Here is an 18,590-nt window from a genome sequence, read left to right on the forward strand (position 1 = left end):
CGAGGGAAAGGGTAGATTGGCGATGAGCCTTGAAACGCCCGATAAGATCAGGAGCCTTCAGAGAAAGCTTTATTGTAAGGCGAAGGCGGAGCCTGCCTTCCGCTTCTACGTGCTGTACGACAAGATCTGCCGCGAGGACATTCTGAGCCATGCCTACAAGCTGGCCCGCGCCAACGCGGGTGCGCCGGGAGTGGACGGAATAACTTTCGAACAGATCGACGCGTCGGGACTCGAAGCATGGTTGGCTGGCCTGCGCGATGAACTCGTCACGAAGACCTATCGGCCCGATCCGGTGCGGCGGGTGATGATCCCGAAGCCCGGCGGCGGCGAACGTCCGCTCGGTATCCCAACAATCCGGGACCGGGTCGTCCAAGCTGCTGCAAAGATCGTGCTGGAACCGATCTTCGAGGCGGATTTTGAGGACGGAGCTTATGGATATCGCCCGCGCCGCAACGCGGTCGATGCCGTCAAGGAAGTGCACCGGCTTATGTGCCGGGGCTACACAGATGTTGTTGACGCCGATTTGTCGAAATACTTCGACACGATACCGCACTCGGACCTCCTCAAATCGGTGGCCCGACGCATCGTCGACCGGAATGTGCTGCGGCTGATTAAGTTATGGCTGCGAGTACCGGTCGAGGAGCGGGATAGCAACGGGAAACGGCGCATGAGCGGCGGTAAGAGCAACAAGTGTGGCACGCCACAGGGGGGTGTCATCAGTCCGCTGCTCTCCGTCATCTACATGAACCGGTTCCTGAAGCATTGGCGTCTCAGCGGTCGGTGTGAAGCATTCCATGGCCAGATTATCTCCTATGCCGACGACTTCGTCATTCTCAGCCGCGGCCACGCGGAAGACGCATTGACGTGGACGAAAGCGGTGATGACCAAGCTTGGGCTGACACTCAACGAGACTAAAACCTCGGTGAAGAATGCCCGATTGGAAAGCTTTGACTTCCTTGGGTACACGCTCGGACCCCGCCACTTCCGCAATGGGGGGCGGTGGTATCTTGGCGCGGCTCCGTCGAAGAAAAGCGTGCTGCGGATCAAGAGGAAGGTCAGCGAACTGCTGACGCCGGGCAACAAGGGCGCTTGGCTCGAAGTACAAGCACGACTGAACCGCCTTCTGCGCGGCTGGTCCGCTTACTTCAGCTATGGCTCGCTTGCTACGGCTCATCAGGCCGTTGATCGACACGTCTTTGACCGCGTGCTCGCCTTTCTGCGCAGACGACATAAGACGCCAGGACGTGGCGTCAGACGGTTCTCTGATCAGATCTATGGGAACCCTGGCGTACTTGTGCTGAACCGCGTGCGCAAAGTGTCGCCGACGTGCGCCTTGTGACGAAACCTGTCGGAAAGCCGGATGCGGGAAAACCGCACGTCCGGTTTGATGAGCGGGGAGAGGAAACGGAACGCGCAACAAGCGCATCACCGCGCCTCTCCTCGACTCTACTCAAGCGACAGAAGCCGAGGCTTCTATCGATCGTGCCGTTGTCCAACCGATCGGCGCGACAGCTTCTCTGCCAACGCTAAGCCAACACCTGGTCGGCTCCATGGACAAACTGCGATGCAGATTGCACAACCGTGCGTTTGGTTGAAAAATGGAAGACATTTGTCAAAGTCCACGTACCATTTCTCGACACCGCGGACCATTTGCTTGTCGGCAGAAATAGCTTCGGGCGGACACGCATTCTCGCAGACTCTGCAATTCAAACAAAAGGAATCGACCTCAAAGGTGCGCTGCGGCGTTGGTGCAAACGGCGCGTCGGTCAACACTGCAGAAAGACGAAACGACGAGCCGAGTTCGGCGTTTATCAAAGATCCGTGCTTGCCAAGTTCTCCAAAGCCCGCCGCGATTGCGGGCGGAATCATCATGACCTTTGATGTCATTGGGCCAGTCAGCGGTTCAGCATCCCAGCCCTGTTCGCGGAGCCACCCGCTGACGAGCTTTGCAGCCGCAGCAGCTCGTCCATATTGACGAACGACCTCTGCCCCAGCTGTCGCCTCAGGCGCGGTGGCGATCTGTTCGTAGTCATGTGCGAACCCAAGCACGATAATGTTTTGCTGAAATACCTCCTGTCCCCTGTACACCCAGAGTGGATTCATCTTGGCTACACCCCACATGTCGAAATTCGCGCGCCCGGCAAGTTCGGCGAGGGATGCGTTCCATTCTTCCGGGCGGCGCCTCACCGGCTCACCGATCACATCGGGCAGGACGGTGGACAGCTGCTTTGCCCGTTCTTCTCGCGCGCGCTTCAGATGCGAATTGTCTGGGTCAACGCCGTAGAACCAGCGTTGCATGGCTCCATGGGGAATCGTATCCGGATCTGGCGCCCAATAGACCACGCTTGGTTGTCGCGGTCTTGCTTCTCCAAGGCCGTTGATTGCGTTCCCCGAAATCGCAGGCTTCAACGCGATTTGAGCAGGATCGGCAGAGAAGGGGCGATGGCGATTTTGCGACACCATAGATTAGCTCGAGGCTCTGTCGAGGCAAGAGGGGCGCAATTAAGAGGAGCGCAATCAAGGATATACTGGCGAGTCACTCAAGGTCTAGGCAGTTTTTCGCTAAGGGCAGCGAACAAAGCCGCGGTACGCGAGCAGCCCCGTCGATGGTGGATCGCTGGAAAGACTGTTTCGGCTTTACATCGATATCGATACGAGTGAGAGTGCGACTTGGGCTCTGTTTGGTCCCAAATTTGTTTATCGTGCACAAGGGCCTGGCGAGCTCGCAATCGGCGCCTGGCTTCCCGTGCCGGTGTTCGGAGGGACTAGCGCACCGAGCAAATTAAGGGTTCGATGAACGAACCCTTCCAAGAGACGGAATACGAGCTGAATTTGGCCGGTTGTGCACCAGGGGGATTGTCTGATGAGTTGTGACGATGTTGCCCGGGCTTTCAGACTTGCGCAGCGCTCGTGCCACCACCGATGGACGGAATAATGCGGTTGGCGGGTCGATCATATGCATGACGCGATAGAACGCTAGCGCGAGGCCGGTATCGTGTGCACACCTTTCGTGAATACGGCCGGTATACCAATGAATGAGCGCCATCCCGGCCGGACGCTCGCCCTCGGTTTCCTCGTAGCGGAAATCTTCTCCTGTCGTCGGCCCCCACGCGCTGTCGACGATGCTGGCGATCTTTCTATGAAAGCGTGCGGGCAAATGACAGAGGTCGGTTCGCTCTCGTAATGCTTCGTCAAGTGCGAGGGCCTCACGTGCGCTCACCGTCATCCCTTGTCCGTAAATCGGATTGAAGCTGCAAAAAGCGTCTCCCATGACCAGCAGACCTTCAGGAAATGGCCGCAAACGATCGTAGTGACGGCGGGTGTTGGTATGGAAATGGTGCGTCGTGATCGACGTTAGTGGCTCTGCATCTGCGATAGCCTGGTAGACATCTGGCACAGCGAGGCGTCGCGCGAACTCCAGATATCCTTCCTCGTGGGACGGCGGATGCACGCCATGCAAACCACCTAATGTGACGAGCCAGCGGTTACCCTCCACCGCAAAGATAGCCGCAGTCTTTTTGTCGGGAGCGCGAGGCGAAACTAGCAAGGCCTTCAAATCTCTCATCGCAGGTCCTGGACGATAAAATCTCGACGCGTACGCCACATCGACCATCACGGTCGACACGGAAGGTGTCCCACATCCGAGAGATGAGAGCCATAGGGGAGTGCGCGAGCCGCGCCCACTGGCATCAACGATTAAGTCTGCTGTCAAAACCGAACTCTCGCCCGCGTGCGTTCGCATCCGGACTCCAGTGATCAAATGATGTTCCGACGCGACAGTAAGCCCGTCAACAGCGCCTTGAACGATCTGCACGTTCGACAGCCGACTGACGCGCTCGGCGATCTGGCTCTCCAGATAGGGGCGCGTAAACAGCATGCAGCCAATACCACTGTCGAAACTTGCTTTCCAGACACCGTAATGATGCCAGCGAAAGTCGCGGCCCATGTCGCCCGAGACCGCGCCACCGGCCAAGAGTGCTTCAATCAAACCAGGAAAGAGCTGGGCCAAAATCTCCTTTCCTTTTGCCAGCAAACCGTGGACATGCTGGCCCTGCGGCACCCCTTTACGAGGCCTCGGTTGCGTTGCGACACCATCACGCTCTACCAGGGTGACCTTGTCGAAGTGATCCGCAACGACACGTGCCGCAAGCAAGCCGGCCAGACCACCGCCAATGACAATGGCGTGGCGTCGTCGGCCAGATAGATCGCAATAGGCCATGAGACGTTCCTTGCAGGCCGTCAATGCGCATGATGATGGCAATCAGCCAAGAGACCTGCAGCCTATTTGCAATTGGCTCGGACGAATGTGAGGGCGCTCACAAGTCGAGAGTTTGTGAGGTAACGTGCACAAAGCGAAGGAACGAGCAGAGTTAGAGCCAAGACGCAACTCGATCAGGTGCTGGCTTGTCGGTGGGCCGAAAGCTATGTGTTAGTTCTAGCTCCTAGACTAGAAAAATACTTCCTCGCTTCTGGAGGCATAGTTGTGAAGTGGAGCACAAAACGACCCTCTGCCGACGATAGTTCGATAACCTTCCCGTAGATTCCGGTAGTCAGATCTGAGGGTTTGAGCAACAGTTTAAGGTCTGAGAATTTTGACGGCAGCATCCGGCTTTGAATTTCAGCCTTTTGCGCTGATAGGCGAACGAGCAGGCCATCATGCTCATCGCCAACAACTTCCTTTTCGGTCAGCAGGCGGAACGTTAACGGCAATGCGGGTCTGACGTCAGTCCATCGAATGTCGCGCTGCGGCAGTGCGAGGTCGTAGGGACGTCCCAGTCCTCCAACATCGTAAATCGTGATCGGACGGGCTACGCCTTTCGGTTCGATTGTCATGGCACTAACAATTGTCAGCGGAGCCTTCACCGCGTCGCGAGTGGCTCCCGCTATCAAGACTTGCCCACCTACTGTGTGCCCCTCTATTCTACTTGCGAGATTCGCATTGCTTCCCTGGACTGAATACTTGGCCCGTTTGCGCGAGCCAATATTCCCTACGACGACCTCTCCAGTGTTGATGCCAATGCCCATTTCGATCTCAGGAAAGTTCTGTTGGACATTCCACGCATTGACGCGAGGCATCGCCATTTGCATTTCAAGCGCACAGGCGACTGCACGCTCAGCGTCGTCGGGCCGTTGAAGAGGAGCTCCGAAGAAAGCCTGAATCGCGTCCCCGATGAAGGAATCGATCGTGCCGTTATATTTCTGGATGATCGTTGTCATCTCGCTAAGGTAGTTGTTAAGCATCCTTACGATGGTTTCCGGCGACAAGGTTTCTGAGAAGGCGGTGAAGCCGCGGAGGTCCGACATCAGGATCGTGACCGTCTTTTTATGGCCGCTGAAATCCAACGCCTCCGGCGATTTGAGCAGACTCTCGGCAATTTCATTCGACATGTAGCGGCCAAACGTCTGTTCTATAAACTGCGAGCGGAGCTCCAGCTCGGCTGTCCGCTCCCGTACCTTGTCCTCGAGATGCTCAACGAGTTCGGCGTTCTTGATCGAGACCGCGATTTGACCCGACAGGAGCGCCAGGAGCTGCTTGCGTTCCGGCGTAAATGCGCCAGTTACGAGATCGTTCTCAAGATATACCAATCCGATTAGCTGGCCTTGATTGAGGATGGGTTGGCAAAGCAGCGACCGCGTCTGCCGCTTTTGCACGTACGGATCTGTCATGAAACGCTCATCTTGCTGAGCGTCGTCCACAACGACAGCCTCTCTTGTCCGGGCGGCGAAATGCACGACGCCGGCTGGCACCAACGAGCTCCCGTCCGGTGAGTCGATCGGAATCGACATGAGTACCGCAATTTCGTCCGAGGCCACGCTTCCCTCGGCCTGCACGAATAGTTCCCCGTCTCGTGACAGCAAGAGAAGGCCGCGTTGCGCGCCGGCGTTCTCGATCAGAATGCCGATCAGTCTCTCGAGCAGTTGTCCCAATACAACTTCTCCAGAGATCGTCTGTGCCGCCTTGATCAATGTATTCAGATCGAGAAAGGCCGAGCTCGAACGAGCGGTTGACGACTGTATGGTTTCAATAGGCAAGTTGGCAGGGCTCTTGCCAGATGCTCCCTGCATGTCCCGGTATTCAGTGAGCAGTTGGGGGAATTCGAGTTCCAGCTCCTCTACTTTCCGGTAGGCGCCCCACAATTGATATGCGTAGCGAGCATCACGCAGGTACATTGCGCCCACTCGGGACGTTGGCCGCCGCTCCATCGAGAACCTTGCAGCCAACTCGTTCGCGAGAGCCTCGTCTTGAGCGAGCTGTGCCTTGTGCGCGGCGTCGATCGCGCGATCGTAGAATTCCGCGGCCGCGGCGACATCGTTGCTAATGCGAGCGATTTCAGCTTCGACCATCAGCCGCTTGGCCATGAAATTGTCTGGACAATTGTCCGACCATATTTTGAGCTGCGAGAGGTTTGCCTGCAACTGCTCCATTGCCGCAGGCCCGTCATTGGCTCCAAGATCATTCCATAGCGCAGTCAGAGACAGCGATTGATTGAGCAAATGATCCGCAAGGTTGGGATGATTGACAATGAAACCGAGCATGCCATCGATTTCACGGGTAGCCTCAAGGGCTAGCTTCGGCCTGCCAAACAGATAAAGCGCTTGGGCCTTCAAGATCTTGTAGAAGCAGATCGCCATGGCTACCTGGTGGCGTTCGCAAGATTCGAGAAAAGCCGCTTCATCGACGCCATCCGCGGAGAAATCCGAACTCGACTTTGTGCGTCCCGCTAATGTCGAAAGCACGATCTGATAAGCGAGAATACCTGCAGCGGCACCTGGATTCTGAGTTCGCGACGTGAACTCAAGTAGTGCGGGCATTCCATCGAGCAAATCACCCAGAGCTTTCCCACCAAAGGAATCGAGGAAGACCCGGTACATCAGGAGATACCCGGCCCAGAGGATGTCGCCGGAATCGAGGCCTTCCCGGTAACCGCGATCGATGATCGGAACAGCGTGTCGGACGTGATGAACCCATGGCATCAGCTCTGTGCCGAGGACCAAACAGACGGTTGCCGTCGGTGCTGAGCCGCCAAATCGATCACAGAGGCGCAACGCGAGATCGCCAAATTCGAGACCTTTCTTGTACCGTCCCATGAATGCGCCAAGCATCAGACCATAGTTTGCAAAGGATAAGGCTGATTCTGGCGCGTTGCCGTGTTTGAGCGATATGCCGACGGAAGTACCGACGATAAGGGGAAAGAGGTTCTGGTTAGAAAGGAATGCGGCTATGGCCAAATGCCTTAGGCAGCGTTGTGCCAGCGACATTTCTTGATCTTCACAGTCCGGATTTTCGAAGAGGGATGCCACCTCGCGTCCCTCCAACATGCTTGCGACTTTTCCCATGGCGAGCTGGCCAGGCTCCAGCGGGTTGTCCAGCGGTAGTTCAATTCCAAGCAATGCCAATGCATTGCGACCTGCAGTCAAGGCTTCTCCAAATTCCGTGAGTAAAGTGTGCTGAGCGATACGCGTAAAATGTACCTCTGCTTTCTCCAGATTAGTGCGGGCGTGCTGAAGAGTGACTTCGACTATCTTTGTACATTGATCAAAATTTCGGTTCAGATATTCCAGTGCAGCGCGTTGGCGGAATGCGTCGATCGTAAGGTCGTAGTTGGTGTCCCATCCGTCCTCGCCCAGGAGAGCTTGCGCAATATCAACGTAAGACAGCGCTGCGGAATATGCCGTCGCGTCGGAGGCTTTGCGTGCAGCCTCAAGGTTTAGTTCCGCCAAAGACGTTCTTTCCACCGCAAGATCAATCAAGTCACGGCCGATGTTGAGATGGTCTACGATCTCAAATAGCCTCTCTTTCAGAGAGGCGGGGGGAAGGGTGGTTTGCAAGCGGCGTCCAATTGCCAGATGGACATATTGCTTTTGATCCTCCTGAATCAAACCATATGCGGCCTGCTGAATGCGATCGTGCTGAAAGCCAAACTCCTGTACGAGGAGCGGTGAGAGAGCATCCTCAGCATCACTGGTGGTGAGTTCGGACAGTGGCCGCAGTATTTCCGTTTCTACTGCGGGACGTAAACTTTCAAAGGTTTGCTCAGGCGTCGACTTCTGGATAAGCGCAAGCGTATCGACGTCGAACCGATTGCCGATGCATGCTGCGAGGCGCAGGACTTCCTGCGTCGCCGCTGGCAGACGTCGTAGTTTGGTCAGGAGCAGATTTACAACGTTATCTGTAATTTCGGCCGATCTGATCGCTTGAAGATCCCAGCTCCAACGTGTGCGTCCCTGAGAGGAGGGCAGCGACGGCTTGATCAGGCCTTCATGATGAAGAACTGAAAGAAACTGTCTAACAAACAGTGGGTTTCCCTGCGTTTTCTGAACGACAAGACGAGCCAGGGCAGATACCTGTCCGGCATCGGCTTGCAGGGTATCACCCAGAAGCTTTGCGACATCGGCTAGGCCTAGAGGCGGCAATGTAAGGGTCGTGGCTTGGCCGCCACTCTCCTTGATGTCGCGCAGCGCAAGCATAAGGGGGTGGACTGCGGTGATCTCATTGTCTCGATACGCGCCGATAAGGAAGAGGCGGCTTAATCCACCATCGGTCAAAATGACGCGCAAAAGGCCGAGCGTAGCGGAGTCGACCCACTGGAGATCATCCAGGAAAAGCACGACACTATCTCTCGTACATAGGGCACGTAAGAGTTGGCCGAAGGCACGGTGGAAGCGGTTGGTGGCCTCAGCTGCTGCCAATTCGGTGACCGGTGGCTGCGGGCCAATGATCAGCTCAAGATCGGGCAATGCGTCAAGGATCACTCGGCCGTTCGGGGCCAGCGCTTCGTTTAAGTCCTGACGCCACGTTGCGAGGCGTTCACCGCTCTCTGTCAAAAGTTGTCGGACCAGATCGCGGAATGCGGCAACCAGGCCTAAATAGGGGACGTTGCGCTGGAGCTGATCAAATTTGCCCGAGATGAAATAGCCGCGGTTCCGCGTAATCGGTTTATGAATCTCTTGGACGAGGGCCGATTTGCCAACGCCGGAGTATCCGGCGACCAACATGATTTCGGCGCGGCCGCGCCGGGCACGTTCAAACGCCTCCAGGAGGCGTTCAACTTCGTTCTCGCGTCCGTAAAGCCGCTCTGGAATTTGGAATCGATCGGAGAAGTCGGCGCGGCCCGCTTCAAACCGCTCCAATCCGCCTCCAGCGCGGACTGTTTCCAGATCTGCTAACAGGCCAGCCGCGCTTTGATATCGGTCCTCGGCCCGCTTTGCCATGAGCTTGCTGACGATTTTGGACAACGCGAGCGGAATGTCCGGATTCCGTCGATGTGCTGGAATTGGTTCTCGTGCGATTTGATAGTGGACGAGCTGCATCTGGTCGTCCGCATCAAAGGGCTGGCTTCTGGTGAGCAACTCGTAGAAGGTGGCGCCTAACGAGTAGAAGTCGGTCCGGTAATCCAATGACCGGTTCATGCGGCCTGTCTGCTCGGGCGACATGTACGGCAAGGTTCCTTCAAGGACTTCCGGTGCCTTTGTTACTGGACGCTCTTTCGAAGATCGCGTCGAGATTCCGAAGTCGATGATCTTGACCTCGCCAGTGCTGGGGTTAATCACGAGGTTAGAGGGATTGATATCTTTGTGAATGATACGAGCGGAGTGCAAATGGCCGAGAGCGGTCGTGACCTGTATGGCAGTCTCGATAAATTCATCGAGAGACAATGGCCTGTCGCGCAGAAGATCTGCGAGTGACATAGCGCCGAAGTCCTCAAACAGGATCAATAGTGTCTTGTCGTGACGTCGAAGTTCGTAGCTTCGGATGACACCTGTGAGCTCCAGGCCCTGGACGATTTCAAATTCCCAGCGATAACGCGCCAATTCCGCGGCGCTCGGATAATCGCTTTTGAGAATCTTGATCACGACAGGAAGTTCGTCGTGGTCTCGGATAGCCCGAAGAACAATCGAGTATTTACTTTCGTAGAGGCGTTCTCTGACCTGAAATCCCTGGATGAACGACATGCGCTCTCTCTTTACGAATCGGCCTCGACAATGGAGCTCTGCGTCACATCGCGAACAGTCTTATAGTACCCAATCCCGTGACCAATTTGCGCGAAGTTGAATTCTGAGAAATTGCCGAAAGGCTGGTAAAGACGCAACAATGGAAAGAAATCACGGTCCCAGCCTTCTTGGTCCTCACACCGCGAGAGTGCGCGGCCTGGCAATGCTTGACCGGCTTCCACGTACTTTTCGAAGTGGGGCCAGTGCGCCCGAACGAGTGGATTCTGTTGGGCGCGTTCGATGCCACGCCGGGCGTACTGCCAGAACGCTGTGTCCCATCGAGAGCCGCAGGCATAGTGCCACGCGACGAATAACGAATCACAGCACATATATGACAGGGTCATGCTGTTGAAGGCGCCGATTTCTTCATCGTCCGCGCATCTGCCTTTTCCGAGCTCCGAGATCCAACGCGTTGCCGAACGGACCTGTCCGATTGCATGCCCGATCGTCGTCGCCTCAAGCGGCTCGATAAAACTTGCCGCGTTTCCGATCCAGAAAGCCCGACCGTCGAACACTTTTCGGCGCATGAAATTCGGAAAGCTCGGTGCGACACGCTGCTCCCAGGTAAAAACCCCATCATCGTGCAGAAACGCAGTGAAGTCAGCTGCAACTTCGTCGTCGCTACTCACGTTTGGATTAGAGACGTATCCGCAGGAGGTCCAATCGCGAAGGGGAATCTGGAAGATCCACCCATGCGGTCGAGCAACAATGCGGGTTAGGCCGGATAAGCCTTGCGGGCTGAGCCGGCGAATGGTCGCGCGGCCAGTCGGGATCCAATCGAGGCGAATAACATCTTCTGTGTCCCCCCTTGGAAAGCCGCGTGCATCGAAGATGTAGTCGCATAGGTACTCCGTGCCATTGTCCAACCGCACGTGAATCCCATTAGAGGAATTGCGCAGCTCATCGACCCGCGCATCGATCCTCGTTGCGCGAACGTGTTCTGCGAGCACATGCACTACCGCAGCGGCATCGAGATGATAGGCAATCAGCCGCGCCGGCTGGAAGCGGTGCACGAAGTCAGTTCCGGCGCAGCCCCATCCCTCGTAACGGCTACCCTTCTTCAGGGTCGCGCCGCAATGCTCGGCAAGGTGAGAAAAGCCGAGTCCCGTAATCTCCTCGAACCAGGTCGTGAAACGCGGGGTGGTGCCTTCCCCAACTCCGATGATGGGAATGCGCGAATCGAAGATGTGTAGCAACTCCGCCTGCGGGAGGTACCGTGTGAGATGCGCGGCAGCGATAAAGCCTGCGGTGCCGCCGCCGAGTACTGCAATTCTCATGGCGCGACCTCCTTCAGGGTTTCGGCCGGGCGGAGCAGATGCTGCACGGCTAGGACAGCATGTGCGGTCTCCGAGTGCGCCGGAGCCTTGTCGTAGAAGCTGCTGGGGAGGGGGGCTCGACCCGAAAGCGATTGTCCATCGTAGTCTCGGCCGGTTGCGAGCCGCCACGGCGCCAGATTCAATCCGGCCAGTTTGTTCTGGAAGTCGGAGGCAGAAAAGGCATCTCCTTGTTGGTCCAGGCAGTTCCGCAGCAGCGCTGCGCCCCGCGCCGAGAGCGTCATGCCCAGTCCAAAATATGGATCAACCGTGCAGACGGCGTCCCCGATCGCAACCAATCCTTCCGGCCAGGCAGGGAGCAAATGGAAATGTGTCACTCGATTTGGAGTAGGTGCGTAGCGATGGATCGGAGACAAGGGTCGTGCAACAGCCAAAGCTGCTCGCAGCTCGCCGTCTCCCAAATTCGAAGTAAACTTCAGGAATGTATCGTCTTCAGCGGGAAGCGGAGGGCCGGTTGGCGACAGGAGCACAACGCCCCACCGGTCATTCTCGGCGCGCAACATCATGGCGGCGCGACCTCTCGAAGTCTCTGTTGGTGCGATAGAAAGGCAGCGCCAGTCGGGCGCGTTGTCCGGGTTAATCGTGAACCAGCGTGATGCATATTGCATCCGACAGTTGGTCACGGTGGTCTCCAATCTTGATCCGCTGCTCTTCAGTAAGCTCTCGATCCAGCGTGGCAATATCGAACCGGCGCCGCTGGCATCCACAACGAGATCGGCTAGGAGTTCGACCTCGCCAACAGCTTGCCTTCCCGTAGTGCGAACACCGATCACCCTCCGGTCGACTGCGTGAGCGAGAAGTCCTACGACCTTTTGCCCCTCTCGCACTTGCACCGTGGTCGTCTTTGCAAGACTACGGCGCAGTACGCTTTCCATCAGGGCTCTAGAGCAGCCATAAGCGGTGATGCCTGATTCTGATCGTGGCAGCCGTCCCGTGGACAAGTGCAAGAGGCTGTGGGCCGATGCATCGAACGGACCGGCGCCGTGTGCGCCCATCTGCTCACTCCAGCCGGGTATCAATTGCTCGAATGCAGCAGCTCCCGCGGCCATCAAGAGGTGAACGCAGCGGCTTTGAGGGACGCCGCGACGCGGAACTAACGCGAGATCGTTCGGATCACGGTAGTGGTCACGCTCAACAATCGTAACTCGTTCGAAACGATCAGCCAGCGCATGAGCGGCCAGCAACCCGGCCACTCCACCTCCAATGATCAACACATGGCCGTTCGAATGCTTGCGCAATTCACAACCTAGGACTGAGCTTTTCGCCGAGGGTGGTAAACAGGGTTTCAGGTACGGATCGAGAAATACGTGTGTACGTGTGGAGCATTATCAAACCAATGCGACCGGTCAGGTCGATGACGGGGCCAATGGTGCGCCTTTCGTCTTGGCTCGCGAAGATGTGAGTGTTGTACCAACGGAATTGAGCTTCGATGCCCTTTTCCGCGAGCTGAAAATGATACACGTCCGGACTGAGTTCGGCTGCGGTCGCCTCAACAGGTCGTCCAGCCGGTCCCATTCCTACTCCCGTGGCCGACTTGCCCGTAACTATGAGATCGTAGTCGGGTGTGCCTAAGTCTCCAATGCGAGCGGCTGCGTCGTCGACCTGAAGCAATCTTTTCAAGATGGGGTCTTCGACCCTTTTGATGAGAGATTTGACGACCGTTGCCCGCAGATCCTCATCCTGTCGAAAATGCATCAAATTCGGACGATCTTTCCAATATACCATGTAACGAGAGGGGCCGGCTGTTACGCAGTCTCCGGCGGTGTCGAAGATCGCAAAGGTCCCAATCCAGATCCCGACCATGTTGTCATATGGCATGCTATCAAGAGGATTTGGTGTCATCTGTTTTCCTCCAATGCGATGAAAATCAAAACTGGATGACAAAAGGATTTAGTTCGCCCTCATCAAGCGATCGGGAAAGCCAGCCTTCCCGAACGGGCACATCATACAGCCGACCCGGTCCGAATCGAGCCCAAAAGTGCCGAAGCCCCGGTGCAACGACACGCACGACCGGAAATCCGACGTCAGGCCGCGTCTGATCCAGAACGAGGACTTCAATGCCTCTGCTTGCAGCAAGCTTCACACATGTGGAGACGTCCCGCGAAAGGTCATCCGATGCATAAGTCCTGAAATCTTCCAGCCGGAGTGGTTCTGCTTGCGAGTCGGGATTCAAGTAGGTTGTGTCAGCGCTTCTGACTGTTCGCCACCAGTGCACGGCATCATCACTGCCTTGATAGGACCGTGACGACCCAGAGCCAGTCACCGCCGGCACGGCTTCTAACGATTGATTCATTTCAGTCAATGCACGGATCAGAGCGACTTTTGGGTCGAGATGTGTGCCGAAGCCGTAGATGATGTCCTCTTCGGCTTTGTCCACTCGCCTAGATAACGCAACGAAAGTAGGTATTCCAAAGTCGCTTGTGACGTCGAGCGCCCAAAGATGGCGCTGAAGATCGCCGTATCGACGAATAATTGCCGAGACATAGGCGTCGTCGGCGCCTTCAAGGTCGACGGCCCGCCTACGCAAGCGGTTGTACCACCAAAGAGCGACAGCATCCCGTTCAATCAATTCGAGCAGTCCCTGAAGCACTGCTTCTTCGAACACCGAACCTGCCGCACAGCCATTGGAATCGGCTCGGGCAAACAACGGGGGTGAGCTATGATACCCGTAATAGCAAAGTGAGGTTGGCAAATAGCGCGTGGTTTGGTTGGACAGCGACCAGAGTGGTGACCACTCGATCTCGACATCGTGTCGAAAGGGCTCGGGTACCCACCAGGCTTTATGGCCTTTCAAGTTGTGCTTCTGCCGCTCTGCATATTGTCGTTCGCTATACAGCATGCACGCGTTTGGGTGAATTGCAGTCGGTCCAAGCTCTGCAAACGAAGCTCTTACGCGCGGCTCGGTGCTGTCGAAGACGCCGCAATAACGCTCGAGTGATTCAGCCAGCGCGCTGATGCGCGCCTGATCTATGCTCTTTCCTTTGCCGCCGGATCGTCGGCGCATCCCTTCCTTCAGGAAGAAACGGTCGTCGTACATGTCGGAAAAATTGTGATCGGCCGCGAACGTCGCAAGGCACGCTCCGTCTACTTGACCCACTCGGTCTCCGGGTATGAGCGCGCTTACAATGCCCGTGATCGGACTTAGATGCCGTTCGAGTTGCGCGAGCACTTCCCGTTGATCAAGGGCTTGATGCCCTCCGTCGAAGGAGGGGATCTTGGGGCGACAGCGAAGAGTTAATGGTCCGGGGGGAGAGTCGAACTTCGGTCCCTGAGATCCGCATGATCGGCATTGAGGGCGGCGAATAAGACTGTGATGAGTTCGTTCTAGCGTAAGTAAACTCGTTGACACAACGCGATTGAGAAGGATCGATTGTCCTCCTGTCGCGATGAAGCGAATGACTTCCGTAGCTGCTTCCGCGAGAGCGGCATGTTGGGTCGACGCAATGTACGCGGGAACGGCTCCGATCAACCCTTTTGAAGCGCTGCGCCGCGCGATGTATTCTTCAAGTCTGCGATGGCCTCGCAGGCGTTGCGCGAGACAGTCCCAACACGCGGTTTGTCCCGGTACGATCATTGGGCCAATACATGGTTCGATGCCAACCGGCTTCACGAGAAGCCAAGCCCTTCCAGAGCCAAGTGCGTCGGTGTTCCATGTTGCAAGCTCCGGCCGCAGGTAATCGTCAGTGACAACCACTATGACGTCACCGTTGATGCCAGTTTGAACGCCGTGCCGCGTCAGCAAATCGGTAAGGGGGCCGACGTCAGCGTTCCCAAAAGCAATCGTGGACACGAGCGTGGTATTAAGCCGCGATCGCGCCAAACCCGGTCGAACACCTGCGTGTTCCCAGAAGGCGGTTATGGGGCGACTTTCAACGGCGACGTCCTCGGCCAGATAGCCGCTGGTTCGGAGGCGGTCGAGTGCCGCAAACACCTGCTCTGCGGAATAGGTTTTGCAGAGCACCGCAAAGATCTTTTCGATGTTGTGTGTGCCGTCGAGCATGGGGGCGACGGCCGCGTAGATCGGATCGGAAATCCAGGCGTTGCCACCTTCGGAGAGTAAGAAAAGCTCGCCGTCGGAACTAACGACCGGCTCAACGCAAGACTTGAAGCGTGGAGGTTCGGCTGAGCCCGGCCCCACACAAAGTCATCCTTCTCAGCAGCAGGCCGGAGGAGTTTGGTGTAGCAACGGCCAAAACTGCTCAGGTATTTGCTGGGGATTCGGAGCTGGTTTGATCATGACAATCTGATCGAAGCTCTTGCCAACTGAAGCTCCGTAATCCTTCACGGCCTGGGTCGGATCTGTCTCTAATAGCTTTCTGAAATTAGGATCTTTCCACGCCTTCGCATGGATTTCTCCCCAGTCCGCATTAGTCGGATAAGGCGCCTTCACTAGGTTAGCCACGGATCGACACTCCTTCAGGAGGCTGCCGTCTGGCTTCAGGGGCGGGACCGCCCGTGAACAATCACCAGAGTTCTGCCCCTTATAAGCCAGGGGACCGCGCACGATTAAGGCCGGGTTCCAAAGTAACCTCTGGATTATCTACTGTCAATAAATCGCTGTCCGGGCGCCATTGAAAGCCAAGCATTAAACGGGCCAGCGGGTCGCTCCTAGTCCTCGAGCCACGAGGTGGCTAATCAGAGTCATTTGATGAAGCGCCAGCTGGTTGCCGATGCAGGCGCGGCGACCGGAGCCGAACGGAAGATAGATGGACCCAGGAGTGGCTGCTGCGCCCATAAAGCGTTCGGGGGCAAAACGATGCGGCTCCGGAAAATAGCGCGCATCGTTGTGTAGCAATTGTGGGCTCACCCACACTGCGACATTGCGCGAGAACTCCAACCCGTTGATTTCAAATGGACTTTCAACTTCTCGATAGAGAATGGGGGCCGGTGGATGCAGCCGCATGCTCTCCTTCAAAGCCGCCATGCAGTAGGAGTTCAAAAGATTTGCGGTCTTTGGGACTTCATTGACGTAAAGGTCGTCAGCTTCGGTCACAATTCGCGCGATGCTCTCGTTGGCTGCTGCAGCGTCACGCCAGAAATTCACGAGAGTGAAGGGGATTGTGAGGTGTCCGGCGTAAAGAATCTGCATGACTTCACCCACGATCTCTTCACGCGTCAGCTTCTCGCCGTCCGCGGACCGTGCCAGAACCATTTTCGAAAGGACGTCGCCTCGGTCCTCACCGCTAGCGATGCGCTGATCGATGATGCGGACAGTTGCGTCCATCCGGGGCAATGCACGGGGACGTATCATGACGAGAGGGGCGGCCAGATCCCCACCACTTGCGCCTGCGTAGTCCTCTCCATAAGCTTCTGAGAGAGGCAGCAATCCCGAGCGGCCCGTTCCTGGGCCGTACCCTTCGATGTCTGCGTCCAGCACCACACGAGCAGCAATTCGGGCTGTGAGGATGCGCAACTCCCTGAGCAGGTGGACCACCGAATGGGAAGACCATGCATTCAACATGTCCGTCGTGCATCGAGCTACTGCCGCCATGTGAGATGTCAAAGGGCCGGCTCGGAAGGAGGGGCGCAGCGCTCGCCGACGCGCTTGCCAAGCCGCTCCTTCCAGGGTCGTCAGGCCGTCGCCCCAATGGCCGCGATTGGAGTCTTTGACGAATTCGGGCTTGCGGAGGCATGCTTCATGCTCGGAAAAGAGCTTCCGAACCTCGGGCGCACCGTTGACCAGGATGCAGGGCGAGCCTCCGAGTTGAAATCCGACAATGTCTCCATGGCGTTCGGCGAGACCTCGCAAGAAGGCGAACATGTCGGCTTGCCAGGATTCGTAATTGATGCGACCCGAGTCGGGGTCCGTTGGACCAGGCGGCGTCATCGCCATCAGCGCTCGCTCCCCATTCGCACGGCCTTCCACCGATGACCTCCGGTACAACATTGTGGAGTTATGCGCTCGCGCCAGACGTAGAAGTCTGTCCGACTGACGGGGGCGCTTTCGTTCACACGGCGACGTTTCAGATCAGGGTTGAGGCCACCGACCTTAAGTTGCTCGAACTTCTTGCGCCACCGGGCCGCAGCGAGGAAGATATCTATGATCGTCTTGGAGACCAGCCTGTCCAAAGCAATCCTGACGGCAACCTCCGAAAGCGTTGTGCAGCGCTGCTCTTTCGCTTGGATCGCCTGGGGCTGCTCATACGGGGCTTGAGCAGTCAGGGCAGGCGGCTTGTGTCCTGCATTCCCTTGCGGCCGCCGCCCGGGGCTACGCCGAAATGCTCGCTCGGAGAAACGCTTCGGCTTTCGCCAAATGCGCTCGCACGCGTCGATCAAGGAGCAATATCCCTCGAGGTTCCCGGCTCCTGGGTCAAAATGTCGCTTCACGATCGCAGCCTGCTTCCACTCCTGCACGATTTGGCGATTGGGCTCCCAGCCGCTGAAATCACCAAGGTTAAAGCGGAGCATTGCGAGCAGACAATCCTGGCGATACTTGGTTTGATGAGCCAATGCGGGCTTCTCGAAAGATCCGGACAGGATGCATGGTCCGGCCATGACTTATTCTTTCACACCCGCACCCGCAGAGGTTATGCTCGAACGCTGATTGGCAAGAGTACCCTCGAAGGAAAATCCGATCATCAGTTCAGGACGACTGCAATAGCAAACGACGACCGTCGTCTCGTCCTTGAGCCGCCTCTCCTGTCTAGCTTGTTTGCGACAGACCCGCCATTCGCGGCTGTATCTGCACGGCGTCAATCTGTGAGACGACAAGGATCTATAGCGCTTACCTCGGGCCAGCTCTCGGAGTTCCTGTTCCGTACGCTTTGCGAGCAGGGAGGACGACGTCCTTACCCAAGTGGCGGCGCTAGTTACCCGTTGCAGACGTACCTGGCGGTGAACCGGTGCCGCGGTGTCGCGCCGGGCCTCTATGCTTACGATGCGACCGCTCACGAGCTCATTGCCGTTGGTGGGCCTGGACTTGGGCTCGAGAGGTTGCTTGCTGATGCCGCCGGAACAGCGAACGTTGTCGAGCCGCCACAGATCCTCCTCGTGCTCACCGCCGACTACAGACGGATGCGACGGCTCTACGAGGACTTAAGTTATAGCCTCATCTTGAAGGAGGTCGGTGCTGTGTTCCAAGTTGCGATGATGGCGGCCGCGGCAATGGGGTTGGGTACATGTCCACTAGGGTGCGGGGATTCGCTGCTCTTCTCCGAACTGATCGGCGTAGACCCAGCGATCGAAACATCTGTGGGGGAGCTGATGTTGGGATCCCTCGAATGAGAGCGCAGCCAGAGGGTGTCAGTAACTCGGTGTAAGATG

General features: G+C 56.9%; 12 protein-coding genes. 2 read left to right on the top strand and 10 right to left on the bottom strand.

The annotated features are described in order from the left end of the window. Positions 1–22: 22 nt before the first annotated feature. Complete coding sequence (gene ltrA, locus ABIA42_RS10850) at positions 23–1,339, top strand: group II intron reverse transcriptase/maturase (protein ID WP_370123544.1); 1,317 nt, start codon at positions 23–25, stop codon at positions 1,337–1,339. 134 nt (positions 1,340–1,473) lie between these two features. On the opposite strand, the gene ABIA42_RS10855 is transcribed toward ltrA, so the two are convergent. The 10 genes from ABIA42_RS10855 to ABIA42_RS10900 all read right to left on the bottom strand — a co-directional run bounded on the left by ABIA42_RS10855 (position 1,474) and on the right by ABIA42_RS10900 (position 17,822). Next, the gene (locus ABIA42_RS10855; RefSeq protein WP_140479006.1) at positions 1,474–2,463 is read right to left on the bottom strand and encodes a 4Fe-4S dicluster domain-containing protein; all 990 of its coding nucleotides are present in this window, start codon (positions 2,461–2,463) and stop codon (positions 1,474–1,476) included. Positions 2,464–2,782: 319 nt separating this feature from the next. Beyond that, the gene (locus tag ABIA42_RS10860; protein WP_370113705.1) at positions 2,783–4,219 is read right to left on the bottom strand and encodes an FAD-dependent oxidoreductase; all 1,437 of its coding nucleotides are present in this window, start codon (positions 4,217–4,219) and stop codon (positions 2,783–2,785) included. Between the two features lie 203 nt (positions 4,220–4,422). Continuing rightward, a complete protein-coding gene (locus tag ABIA42_RS10865; protein WP_370113703.1) occupies positions 4,423–9,954 on the bottom strand; it encodes an AAA family ATPase in 5,532 nt (1,843 codons plus the stop codon). 11 nt (positions 9,955–9,965) lie between these two features. Next, on the bottom strand, positions 9,966–11,270 hold the full coding sequence (locus tag ABIA42_RS10870) for a tryptophan 7-halogenase (protein ID WP_370113702.1): 1,305 nt from the start codon (positions 11,268–11,270) through the stop codon (positions 9,966–9,968). Beyond that, positions 11,267–12,541: an NAD(P)/FAD-dependent oxidoreductase gene (locus ABIA42_RS10875; RefSeq protein WP_370123541.1), complete on the bottom strand. Its 1,275-nt coding sequence runs from the start codon at positions 12,539–12,541 to the stop codon at positions 11,267–11,269. The genes ABIA42_RS10870 and ABIA42_RS10875 overlap by 4 nt, the downstream gene beginning before the upstream one ends. A gap of 25 nt (positions 12,542–12,566) precedes the next feature. Next, the gene (locus ABIA42_RS10880; RefSeq protein ID WP_370113700.1) at positions 12,567–13,169 is read right to left on the bottom strand and encodes a hypothetical protein; all 603 of its coding nucleotides are present in this window, start codon (positions 13,167–13,169) and stop codon (positions 12,567–12,569) included. A gap of 25 nt (positions 13,170–13,194) precedes the next feature. Continuing rightward, the gene (locus tag ABIA42_RS10885; RefSeq protein WP_370113698.1) at positions 13,195–15,465 is read right to left on the bottom strand and encodes a TOMM precursor leader peptide-binding protein; all 2,271 of its coding nucleotides are present in this window, start codon (positions 15,463–15,465) and stop codon (positions 13,195–13,197) included. Positions 15,466–15,480: 15 nt separating this feature from the next. Then, on the bottom strand, positions 15,481–15,729 hold the full coding sequence (locus ABIA42_RS10890; protein ID WP_370113696.1) for a hypothetical protein: 249 nt from the start codon (positions 15,727–15,729) through the stop codon (positions 15,481–15,483). 183 nt (positions 15,730–15,912) lie between these two features. After that, the gene (locus ABIA42_RS10895) at positions 15,913–17,160 is read right to left on the bottom strand and encodes a cytochrome P450 (protein WP_370113694.1); all 1,248 of its coding nucleotides are present in this window, start codon (positions 17,158–17,160) and stop codon (positions 15,913–15,915) included. Then, the gene (locus ABIA42_RS10900; RefSeq protein ID WP_162406437.1) at positions 17,160–17,822 is read right to left on the bottom strand and encodes a hypothetical protein; all 663 of its coding nucleotides are present in this window, start codon (positions 17,820–17,822) and stop codon (positions 17,160–17,162) included. Before ABIA42_RS10900 ends, ABIA42_RS10895 begins: the two co-directional genes overlap by 1 nt. Here ABIA42_RS10900 and ABIA42_RS10905 point away from each other — a divergent pair. Continuing rightward, positions 17,769–18,551: a SagB family peptide dehydrogenase gene (locus tag ABIA42_RS10905; protein ID WP_370113692.1), complete on the top strand. Its 783-nt coding sequence runs from the start codon at positions 17,769–17,771 to the stop codon at positions 18,549–18,551. The two genes, ABIA42_RS10900 and ABIA42_RS10905, sit on opposite strands and share 54 nt — an antisense overlap. Positions 18,552–18,590: the final 39 nt, after the last annotated feature.

This window comes from Bradyrhizobium sp. USDA 327 (assembly GCF_041262065.1).
Classification (GTDB): Bacteria; Pseudomonadota; Alphaproteobacteria; order Rhizobiales; family Xanthobacteraceae; genus Bradyrhizobium; species Bradyrhizobium liaoningense.